This is a genomic window from Columbia Basin potato purple top phytoplasma, assembly GCF_028595955.1.
In the GTDB taxonomy this organism is placed as follows: Bacteria; Bacillota_I; Bacilli_A; order Acholeplasmatales; family Acholeplasmataceae; genus Phytoplasma.
The window spans coordinates 83,829-95,139 of record NZ_JANHJP010000001.1 but is presented as its reverse complement, the minus strand read 5'-3'; the positions used below and the strand labels follow the sequence as shown (position 1 = coordinate 95,139).

Below are 11,311 nucleotides of genomic sequence, written 5' to 3'. Positions count from 1 at the left end.
AAGAACAAAAAAAAGAAACTATCATAAGTTTCTTTTTTTGTTGAATTATTTAATATTTGAATATATAAAAAATTTTAAATTTTTAATAAAAAATAAGCGAAATTTAAAATTTATTTTTTATACAACAGCGAAAACATGAAGAAAAGAAAAAATTATAAAATGGATCTGCAACAAAAATATTTTTCATCAATTATTTGTTTTTTTAAATTTATTGATTTCAAAAAAAATTATATTTTATATATTTTTTGTGTTCTTTATTCTAAGAATTTTAATGTATAATATCAATGTTTTTGTTATAAAAATTTATAAAGAAAATGAATTTCTTAATAAAGAAATAATAAAAATTAAAAATATCACAATTTTAAAATATATTTAATAAATTTGATTTTTTTGCTTATTAGAAAGGCAATTGATTGAAATTCAAAAAAATAAAAAATTTTTTTACAAAATATATTTTGTAATTTTAATTTTGATTGTTATTATAATTTATTTTTTTTATACAAAAAAATACAAATATCTAGAAAATAATAAAAATAAAATAAATAATTCAATTGAAATTTTAGAAAATAAAAAAATAAAAGAAGAACATAAAACTATCACAGAAAATTTAATAAAAAAATCAAATCCAAATGACATAATTTGCCAAGATAATATAAAAGACAAATTATCTCCAAATAACATCTTAATCGAATATGATGATTTAAATCCTGGTATTATAAAAATAATTTCTCGAAATAGTAATAAAATATTAGAATATAATTATATTAAAGGTCGAATAAACCAAATTATAGATATAAATGAAAACATAAAGAAATACGATCCTTGCACAGGTCATTTATCTAAAGAAATGAATCCAGATAATAGTGTAATAAAAGAATATAACCATTCTTTAAACAAAGAAATTTTACCTGATGGTAGCATAAGAAATTATTTTTCTGATTATTTTGAAGAAATTTCATTTAATCCGCGTATAAAAAAAGAATATAATTTGAATTCTAAAAGATTAACTAGAATCATTTTTCCTAATAATCATATTAAAGAATATAGTTTATATAATAATAAATTAACAAAAGAAATTTTGCCCAATGGAGATATTATAGAATATGATCCCTTCACCGGGAATAAAATTAAAGAAACAAATAAAGAAGATGGTACAATAAAGGAATATAATCCTAATATAGGTTTTATATTAAAAGAAATAAAACATAATAAAGAAATAATTGAAACAAAACAAGAATATAATGATGAAGAAAAAACAAAATTAAAAAAAGTAATTTTGCCTAACAAAGATATAATCGAATTTGAACCTGATTCAAACGAAATTCAACAAATAATTTATTCAAACGGAACAATTAAAAAAACAATAAAAGAATATATTCCTAATACTCAAATATTAGTAAAAAAAATTTTACCAAATAATCATATCAAAGAATTCGATATTATCACAAAAAATTTAACAAAAGAAATTTTGCCTAATAAAACAATTAAAATTTACGATCCAATAAACAAATTATTAATAAGAGAAATTTTTTTAGATAATTCATACATTATGTATGAATATAATTCCAAAACAAATGAATTATTAAAAAGTATTTCTTCTAACGGATATATAATCAAATATGATCTAAATGAATACTAAAAGAACTTATAATGGATTTTTATTATAAGTTCTTTTTTTATTACAAACCATTTCAAAGTCTTGATCATAATAAAAACACTAAACTTAAGTCTATAAATTTTTTAATTATTTATATTTTAGTTTAATATAATTTGTTTTCAATTATTTTTTAATTTGTTTTGAAAAACTAATATCTATATATTAAAAATTATTATAAATATTAAAAAATATATGAATCAAATTATTATAAAAATAATTTTAATATCTATTTTTTCAGTAAAAAAACAAAAAACTAGTTTTAAAAAATAGTATTTTCGAATATTAAAAATAAATTTATTTACACAAAAAAATTTATATAAGTGGAAATATTTTTTTAAAAAGATATAACTTTTAAAGTGTCTTTAACAACTTGTAATAATAATTTTGAATCATTATTTTTTTGTAAAGATGTTAATTTTTGTTGTAACTCTTGATCATTTACAAAAGGTACATTAGAGAAATTTAAAGCCAAAGAAGTAGCTTCTGTATTATTTTTAACCTTCACAAAAACTGGTACTTTTGAACGGAATTTAGATAAAGCAATAGCGTATTTTTTATCATCAACAATAATAGCAGCAATAGAATATTTTAAAGTCATTTGAATAATTCCCCAAGTTAAAATATCTTCATCTTTTTGAGAATCATAAACAAGAGATATTAAATCATAATTGATATTTTTTTCAGCTTCTTTTTGAATTTTAGCCATCGTCAGAACTGCTTTTTCAGGATAAAGCCCTGAAGCTGTTTCTCCTGATAACATCGTAGCAGAAGCGCCTTCTAAAACAGAATTATAAACATCGCTTGTTTCTGCTTTTGTAGGACGAGGGTTTTTTTGCATAGATTCTAACATTTGAGTCGCTACAACAACAAGTTTGCCTTCACGTAAACAATTTTTAATCATTTTACTTTGATAAAAAGGAACTAATTCGCTATCAATTTCAATACCTAAATCTCCGCGAGCAACCATAATACCATCCGAAACTTGAATAATTTCATCTAAATTATCCAAACCTTCTTGATTTTCTATTTTAGAAATAATTTTTATATTATGATCTTGTTGAGATTCTAAAATTTTTCTTACATCTAAAACATCTTCTTTTTTTCTAACAAAAGAAAGAGCTAAAAAATCATATTTTTGTTGACAAGCAAAAATAATATCATTTTTATCTTTTTCAGAAATATAAGGCATTTGCAATTTAACATTTGGTATATTAACGCCTCTACGAGATTTAACTATATGAGTGTTTTTAGCTTTAGTAACTAATTCGCGTTTTTGTTCATCTTTCTTAATTACTTCTAAAGTCAAATAACCATCATCAATAAAAATAAAATTGCCTTCTACGATATCATCATATAATTTATCATAAGTTAAAGAAAACTTATCTTTAGTCCCTAAAACTTCATTAAAAGCAATTCTCACTTCAGAATCTTTTTCTATTTGAACTGTACCATCAAATTCATGAGTTCTAATTTCAGGTCCTTTAGTATCAAGCATGGTCGCTAAATAACTATTATTTTCTTTATTAATTTCTTGAATGATTTTTAAAATTCTTTTGCTATTATCATAATTAGCATGAGAAAAATTAAAACGTGCTACAGAAAGCCCATTTTTAACTAATTCATTCAACACTTCTTTATTATCACAAGCTGGGCCTAATGTAGATATTAATTTAATTTTATTCATTTTTTTTAATAACCTTCTTTAAAATTTTACAAAACATAAAATATTTTTTTGATGAAAACACAAATTTAATTATTTATTGAAAAAAATTTATTTAAATGGATACCAATTAAACCAATTTTTAATTTTATTTTCAATTATTTGTTGAATTATTGTTTTTTTATCTATTTGCTTTATTTCGTCCTTTATTTCTGCCTTATCAGCCATTAAAGATCCACTCATTTCTTGAATTTTTTCTTTAATTAACTCATTTATGCTTTCGATGTTGTCCTTGAAGTTTTTTTCAATTGATTCCATTAATTTTGATATTTCTTTTTCAATAATTAATTTTTTTATTTCTTCTTTATCTTTAATCAAAGATTCATAAATTTTGTTAATTTTGTCTTCAATAGAATTATTTATAATTTCAATATTTATGCTTTCAATTTTTCCTTTGAATTCTTTTTCAATTGATTCTCTTAATTTTGATATTTCTTTTTCAATAATTAATTTTTTTATTTCTTCTTTATCTTGGAACAAAGTTTCATACATTTCATCAATTTTTTTTTGAATTGTATTAAATTGAATATTAATTTGTTCCTCTATTTGTTTATCTTTTTTAGCAATTAATTTTTCTGCTTGTTTATTCCTGCTAGTAATTGATTCTTTTAATTCATCCTTTATTTCAGCAATTAATTCTTCTGCTTGTTTATTTCTGCTAGCAAGTTTTTCTTTTAATTCGGCCTTTATTTCAGTAATTGATTCTTCTGTTTTGTCTGCGAAACCATGTATTTTATTAATTACAATAATCACTACCAAAGCAATACCTAAAAGAACTAATAATAAATAAATTCTTTTAAATAAATAATTCTCTTTTTTTTTGAATGACATATAATTTCTATATACCTCTTCGATTCCTTATTTTGAAATAATAAATTTTAATCTTACTTATATTTTTAATCATAATTTTAATATTTAATATAATTCAATACAATAAAATTATACTTATTTAATCCATAAAAATATAAAAAATGAATATTTTAAAATCAAACAAAATAAAATAATATTCAAAAAATAAAATTATCAAATGAATTTAAAATTTTTTTTAAATAAATTTGATAATTTTATTTGGTGGAGATGAGGGGATTCGAACCCCTGTACAAAATTAATTCGTTTTTTAAATCTACATACTTATTTTATTTATTTAAACGAAATATTTTAATAAATTTTAAATAATTTATTCAAATTACCGAATAAATTCAAGAAAAGTAAAGAAAAAAATATCAGAAAAAAATATAAAAATATGACATTAAAACAATACTTAGTTTTAATTTATAAAAAAAATTTTAAATTAAGCGTAAGCTAATTGTTTAGCCATTCCATTATTATGAATTGATGAAAAAGGATAAGAAGACAATACTTCTTGGTTTTTATTATTGCCAGTTATTTTAAACCTCGAACGTTTTTACTTGCGCAACCAAGATATGCATAAAAAACTCCTTAATTTTGGCGAATGCCTAAAACATCCCCTTAACATAATTATAATATAATTAAGTTCGATTACAATAAAAAAACTTTATATTAATGCAACAATAATTATTTATGCAATCAAATTTACAATAACCAATTATATTAATTATTCAATATTATAAAAATTATAATTTTTTTTATAAATAAATATTTTTTATTCTTTTTTTTTTTCATTTTTTGTCAAAAGTTTGATAGCTAATTCTGTAGCTATTCTTCCACGTGAAGTTCTTTTAATAAACCCTTCTTTAATTAAATAAGGTTCGTATACTTCTTCAATGGTAAAAATTTCTTCTCCAATAGTAATCGCAAGATTTTTAATGCCTACGGGTCCGCCATTAAATTTATAAACTAAATTTTTTAAATAATTAAAATCTGTTGCGTCTAAACCATTTTCATCTATTTGTAATTTTTCTAAAGTATTCAATGTAATATCATAACTAATTTTTTTTTTAGAATAAATTTCTGCGAAATCTCGCACTCTCCTAAACAAACGATTTGCTATACGAGGCGTTCCTCTACTTCTTTTAGCTAATTCTTCTAAAGCCTTTTCTTCTATTTCGTTGCCATAAACAGAAGAAGTTCTTTTTAAAATTAATTTTAATTCTTTTTTATTATAATAATCTAATTTCAAAATCAAACCAAAACGATCTCTTAAAGGAAAAGCGATATTACCAAATTTAGTAGTCGCTCCAATTAAAGAAAAAGGGGGCAAATCAATTCGAATTGTTCTTTTTTCATCATTTTTACCAATAGTAATATCTAATACATAATCTTCAATGGCTGAATATAAAATTTCTTCAATATTTTTAGGGAGACTATGTATTTCATCAATAAATAAAATATCACCTGTTTGTAAACTACTTAAAAGAACTGCTATATCCCCTATTTTTTCAATATTAGAACCGCTTGTAGTTATTAAATTAACACCTAATTCATTAGCTATAATTTTAGCTAAAGTAGTTTTACCTAAACCAGGAGGTCCATAAAATAAAAGATGATCTATCGATTCTTTTCTTTTTTGAGCTGCTTTTAAATAAACAAATAAAAGTTTTTTAATTTTATTTTGACCTATATATTCACTTAATTTTTGAGGTCTCAAAAATTTTTTATTTTCGTTATTGTCTTCGATTGGATTATCATGATCTTCTTGTAATTTTAAATATTTCATATTTCGAATTCCCTAACATTTTAATATTATTTTTTTAAAAAATTATTTCATCATGAATGATAAAGCATCTTTAATAATAATTTCTATTTTTTTATTAAAATCCAATTTATTAATCACATTTTCAATTTCTTTATTTTTAAAACCCAAATTGATTAATACTTCTTTAACATCTTTTTGTTTAGGATTTAAAGAAAATTGATTTTTGTAAAATGACCTATTATTTTGTAAATTAAAAATAATTTGTTGAGCTGTCTTTTTGCCGATGCCCGGAAATTTAGATAAATAAATAAAATTATTTTCAGTTATTGATTTTTGAATCTCTTCAAATAAATCCTGATTAGTCAATAAAATAGCACTTTTAGGACCGATACCTGAAATAGAAATTAATTTTTTAAAAAAAAATAAAATTTCAGTATTTAAAAAACCATATAAAGAATGAATATTTTCTCTAACATAAAAATAAGTGAACATTTTAACTTCTTGATTAATAGCGAAAACATAAGGGTTAGAAAAAACAATACGATAACCAATCCCATTATTTTCTAAAACAACACTATCATTATGAATAGAAGCAATTTTTCCTTTAATATAAAAATACATAAAAAATATAATTCCCTTCGTTAAATTTATTTCAAAGAATATCCTTTTATGAAAATTTTTGAATATGTTATAATAATATAAATGTTAAAATTTATGATAAAAATAAAACATAAACGAAAGTGATTTTTTCAATTATGACTCTATTAAAAGAAAATATACCCTATTCAGAAGATAATAATAATTTAAACAACTCTAATCAAATAGATCATTCTGAATCTCATTTATTATTAGAAATTCAAAAAATAGAAACATTTTTAAAAAAATTTAATTTTTGTGATAATTTAGAAAAAGAAAATTTTTTTACAAATTTCCAACAAAATCAATTCCAAGAACAAGAAACATTAAAAAAAAATTTCCTAACAGATATAAACAAGTTAAATATTCAACACAAAAATAATATATCAAAAATTTTAGAACAAAAAAAACATTATCAACAACAAAAAAATTTAAATCATGAAGATTATTTTCTTTTAATCGAAAATATAAAAAAAGAAATAAAAAAAAAAGATTTAGAAAAAAAAGAAATATATACTAAATTTAATATTCAAAAAGAAAAGATTGAGCAAAAATATAAATTAAATTTTAATCATATTAATGAAACAGAAAAAGAAAAAAAACTTCAAAAAGAACAATTAACTCAAAAATTTTCTGAAGATAGTAAAATTATATTAGAAAAAACTAAAATTCTTATCTCTAATATTATAAAAGATTTTGAACAAAAACATATCATTTCTAATGATAAAATAAACCAAATGAAAAAAGAACAAAAAGAAAAAATAATTTGTTTAAATCAAAAATATAAATCTTATTTCAATCAAATCCAAAAAGAGCAAAATCAAGAAAAAATTAAATGTTTAAAAAAACTTAAATATAACAATATTTTATTTCAAAAAAATTTAAATCAACATAATGAAATTTTAACCCAAATAAAACAAAAATTTGATCAAAAAAAGAATACTTTAGAAAAGACAATAAATAAATTATTTGCTGAACAAAAATTAAAAAATTTTTTTATACCAAACATGACTATCGAACCCGAACAGAATCAAAAATTTATTTCCTTGATTAATCACAATAAAAAAAACGAATTAAAATATTTTCAAAATTTATACCTTTGGCATAAAAAATATATATTTTTAAAATTATTATATCAACAACAAACTAAAAACAACGATATTGAAAATATTTTTTTAGATAAACAAAAAAATTTAAAAATAAAACATAATAATCTGCTAAAAGAAAAAGATCAAGAAATTATTAATAATAACACTATTAAAGAAATAAAACTTTTAGAAATTAATTTTCTAATTTTTGAAATGAATAAAAAATATAACATTCTAAATATAGAATTGGAAGAGCTAGAAGAAGAAAATAATTTAGAATATTTGTATTATCAAGATAATAATAAAATAGATATTTATTTAAATTATTTAAATTACCAAAAACAAATACTTACGATCCAAAAAGAAAAAGAACAAAAAACTTTTTTAATACAAAATCAATTAAGAATAGAAATTATTAAATTAAATATTCAACATTTAGAAAATACTATACAAAATATCAATCAAAAAATAGATTTAAATAAAAAAAAGATAGAATTAAATAAAACACATAACAAAAACAATATTTTTAAAAAAATTAATTTCGAACAACAAAAAGAATATTTTCGCAAAAGAACCTCTCTAACTCAATTAGAAATAGAATATGAAATTAAAAGATATTTTAATTACAATAAATATTTTTCAGATAATTTAATTTCATTTATTGATTATATGAAGGTCCAAAATAAAATAAAAGAAAATTTATTCAACGAAATTTTAAAACAAATAAATAAATGTATCGAACCAAAACAATATCAAACAAAAGAATTAAAAAAAATTCTAGATTTATGCCCATTATTCATAAATAACATTAAAAATAAACAATTTTTTTACCATTACGTTTTAAAAGAAAAAATAAAAAAACTTAAACAATTCAGATTTCAACAAAAAATAGATTTCCATAATCAAATTTGTCAATATGCAAAAAAAAATATTTTTTATATTCAAAATATAATTTATAAAAATAAATTAAAAAACAAAAAAAAATACGTAGAAATAGAAAATAAAATTAAAATTTATGAACAAATGTATCTTTCTTTAAAAAAAGAAAATATTTCGTTACAAAAAGAAAAAAAACGATCCCAACAAGAACAATTGATTCAAAAAATAAAACAAATTCAAAATTACAAATTAAAAAAAAATTATTTATATCAAAATAAAATCTCTTCTTTTTTTATCAAAATAGAAAATATTCCAAAAGATAAATCTCTTTTAAATAAAATTTATTTAAAATTTTATAAATTTAAAATTACCAGTTATTTTTCTAAATGGATAAAAAATATTAATTTTTTAAATCAAATTTTAAATAAAGAATATAATACTTTATTCCGAAACATTAACACTTTAAATACAAAAACATCACTTGAAGCAAAACAAATATTAACTGATAACAAAAATAAAATAATATGGTTATCTGAACATTTTTTAGATATCATTCAAAACATAAATCATATCGATATCAAAAATTTAAAACAAAACCAACAAAAAGAAAAAAATTTTTTAAATAAACAATTAATTCTTAATAAAAAAATTTTTGAATCCCAATTACAAAACAAAAAAAAAGAAAATGATTTAATTGAAGAAAATTTAAAAGATGTTTTAGCTGCAATCCAAAATAATTTTGATATAAAATTTAATCAAATGAGAATAAAAAGTTTAAATCAAGAAAAAAAATTAATTCAAAATTTAAACACTAAAACAAATACTATTTTATTGACGAAAAATAAAACAATAGAAAATAAAAAAATTTTAATGAAAACATACTATAAGCAAGAAGAAATAAATATTTTGTCAATTAAAGATAAAATAAAAAAAAAATATGATAATTATAATTCGGTGTTATTGCAACACAAAAACAAAATAATTAAAAAAATGAAACAAAATATTTATTACCTTTTTTTATTTCAAAAAAAATCTTTATGGAAAACTAAAATAATGTTTTATTTCAAAAATTTTAAACAAAAATTAGAAATAAAAAAAACTTATGCCCAAAATCAAAAAAGAATTAATTATAAAATTAAAATACAATTATTTTTATACAAGAAATTCGCAATATTTTTATAAATTCAAAATATCTTTTAAAATATTATATAATATAATATATCTATAAAAAATATTTTTTTCTCTTATAATTTCTTAAATTTATTTCTTTAATGAAAAAAATTTTTTATAATTCATGACTTTTATAAAAATCATTTAACTGCAAAAAAGGAAATTAAATATTGAATATAGGACGTAAAATAAGGAACTTAAGAATAAATAAAAAAATAACTCAAAAAGATTTGGCACAAAAAATTAATGTTACTAGCGGGTATATTTCCCAAATTGAAAATAATTTAATTTCTCCTTCCTTAAAAATTCTATTTTCATTATTAAAAATTTTTAAAATATCAGCTTCAGATTTTTTTCAAGAAGAAAAAAATATAGAATTAATTCATAAAAAAGATAATTTTTTAGCTGTAAAAGAAACTAATTTAAAAAATACCACTTATTATCTTTTTCCTTATTTAACAAGATATCAAATAGAACCAGTTATTATAGAAATAGAATCTCAAGGGCAGACCGCTATAAATAATGACAAAAAAGAAGATATATTTGTTTTTGTTCTCGAAGGAGAAATTATTTTAATTTTAAATCAATTTAGATATTTTCTAAAAAAAGGCGATACTTTTTATTTATTCACAAATAAAAAATATTATTTATTGAATCAAAGCAAAGAAAAAACAAAAATATTAAAAATAATTTCGCCTGAGAAAAAAATATAAGGAGAATTTTTATAATGAAAAAAATTATTATTGCCGGCAATTGGAAAATGAATAAGTGTAAAGATTCAGCATTAAATTTTATTTATCAAATAAATAATAAAGTGCCTGATAGAAAAAAAGTAGAAACTATTATTTTTCCGCAAATAACTTTATTAGACGTTTTAACTCAAATAGAAGGTAAAAATTTAAGAATAGGGGCTCAAAATGTTTTTTATAAAAATGAAGGATCTTATACAGGCGAAATTTCGCCTATAAATATTAAATCTTTAGGTATTAAATATTCTTTAATCGGTCATTATGAAAGAAGAAAACATTTTGGAGAAACAGATTATACAGCAAATTTAAAAATTTTAGCTCTTCTCAATGTTAATATCTATCCTATTGTTTGCATAGGTGAAGATATTTTTATTAAAGAAAAAAATGAAACTCAAAAATTTTTAGATAATCAATTGGAAAATATTTTTAAAAACATTCCTTATCATTTAGCAGAAAAAATTATATTAGCTTATGAGCCTTGTTGGGCTATTGGCACAACCAAATATCTTAAACCTGAAGATGCTAATGAAATTATAAAAAATATTCGTAAAAAAATTTCTTCTTTATTTTCCGAAGAATTAGCTCAAAAAATAAGAATTATTTATGGCGGTTCTATTAATGTTAATAATATAGAATCTATCTTAAAACAAAAAGAAGTTGATGGTGTTTTGATAGGAAAGAGTTCTTTAAACGTAGAAAATTTTTTATCTTGTACTAAAATAGGATTAAAAATATATAATAATAAATATTCTAATTATTAAAAAAATTTTAAAAAATTAAGAAAGTTGTTTGAAA

At 19.4% G+C, this 11,311-nt stretch carries 8 protein-coding genes and 1 other RNA gene; 4 read left to right on the top strand and 5 right to left on the bottom strand.

Annotated features, from left to right (window positions below; genetic code table 11):
* Nucleotides 1-409 precede the first annotated feature (409 nt).
* The gene (locus tag M8044_RS00365) at nucleotides 410-1,639 is read left to right on the top strand and encodes a hypothetical protein (RefSeq protein ID WP_273585092.1); all 1,230 of its coding nucleotides are present in this window, start codon (nucleotides 410-412) and stop codon (nucleotides 1,637-1,639) included.
* Between the two features lie 352 nt (nucleotides 1,640-1,991).
* On the opposite strand, the gene pyk is transcribed toward M8044_RS00365, so the two are convergent.
* The 5 genes from pyk to ruvA form a co-directional block, all read right to left on the bottom strand.
* Entirely contained in the window at nucleotides 1,992-3,341 is a 1,350-nt protein-coding gene (gene pyk, locus M8044_RS00360) for a pyruvate kinase (RefSeq protein ID WP_273585091.1), read from the bottom strand.
* 87 nt (nucleotides 3,342-3,428) lie between these two features.
* Nucleotides 3,429-4,208 (bottom strand): hypothetical protein, encoded by a 780-nt coding sequence (locus M8044_RS00355; protein WP_273585090.1) that lies wholly within the window; start codon nucleotides 4,206-4,208, stop codon nucleotides 3,429-3,431.
* Between the two features lie 238 nt (nucleotides 4,209-4,446).
* Nucleotides 4,447-4,847, bottom strand: a transfer-messenger RNA (tmRNA) gene (gene ssrA, locus M8044_RS02605).
* Between the two features lie 154 nt (nucleotides 4,848-5,001).
* The gene (gene ruvB, locus M8044_RS00350; protein WP_273585089.1) at nucleotides 5,002-6,015 is read right to left on the bottom strand and encodes a Holliday junction branch migration DNA helicase RuvB; all 1,014 of its coding nucleotides are present in this window, start codon (nucleotides 6,013-6,015) and stop codon (nucleotides 5,002-5,004) included.
* Between the two features lie 42 nt (nucleotides 6,016-6,057).
* On the bottom strand, nucleotides 6,058-6,615 hold the full coding sequence (gene ruvA / locus M8044_RS00345) for a Holliday junction branch migration protein RuvA (RefSeq protein ID WP_273585088.1): 558 nt from the start codon (nucleotides 6,613-6,615) through the stop codon (nucleotides 6,058-6,060).
* 134 nt (nucleotides 6,616-6,749) lie between these two features.
* Here ruvA and M8044_RS00340 point away from each other — a divergent pair, with 134 nt between their 5' ends.
* From M8044_RS00340 to tpiA, 3 genes are all read left to right on the top strand, one after another.
* Nucleotides 6,750-9,779: a hypothetical protein gene (locus tag M8044_RS00340; RefSeq protein WP_273585087.1), complete on the top strand. Its 3,030-nt coding sequence runs from the start codon at nucleotides 6,750-6,752 to the stop codon at nucleotides 9,777-9,779.
* Nucleotides 9,780-9,937: 158 nt separating this feature from the next.
* Nucleotides 9,938-10,480 carry a helix-turn-helix domain-containing protein gene (locus M8044_RS00335; protein WP_273585086.1) on the top strand — a complete coding sequence of 181 codons (543 nt, stop codon included), beginning with the start codon at nucleotides 9,938-9,940 and terminating at the stop codon, nucleotides 10,478-10,480.
* 14 nt (nucleotides 10,481-10,494) lie between these two features.
* Nucleotides 10,495-11,277, top strand: a complete 783-nt coding sequence (gene tpiA, locus M8044_RS00330) for a triose-phosphate isomerase (RefSeq protein WP_273585085.1) — start codon at nucleotides 10,495-10,497, stop codon at nucleotides 11,275-11,277.
* Nucleotides 11,278-11,311 lie beyond the last annotated feature (34 nt).

What these genes read in the sequence shown, in the direction of transcription:
- tpiA (WP_273585085.1), top strand. Translation starts at nt 10,495, where the DNA reads ATGAAAAAAATTATTATTGCCGGCAATTGGAAAATGAATAAGTGTAAA.
- M8044_RS00340 (WP_273585087.1), top strand. Translation starts at nt 6,750, where the DNA reads ATGACTCTATTAAAAGAAAATATACCCTATTCAGAAGATAATAATAAT.
- M8044_RS00355 (WP_273585090.1), bottom strand. Translation starts at nt 4,208, where the DNA reads ATGTCATTCAAAAAAAAAGAGAATTATTTATTTAAAAGAATTTATTTA.
- ruvA (WP_273585088.1), bottom strand. Translation starts at nt 6,615, where the DNA reads ATGTATTTTTATATTAAAGGAAAAATTGCTTCTATTCATAATGATAGT.
- pyk (WP_273585091.1), bottom strand. Translation starts at nt 3,341, where the DNA reads ATGAATAAAATTAAATTAATATCTACATTAGGCCCAGCTTGTGATAAT.
- ruvB (WP_273585089.1), bottom strand. Translation starts at nt 6,015, where the DNA reads ATGAAATATTTAAAATTACAAGAAGATCATGATAATCCAATCGAAGAC.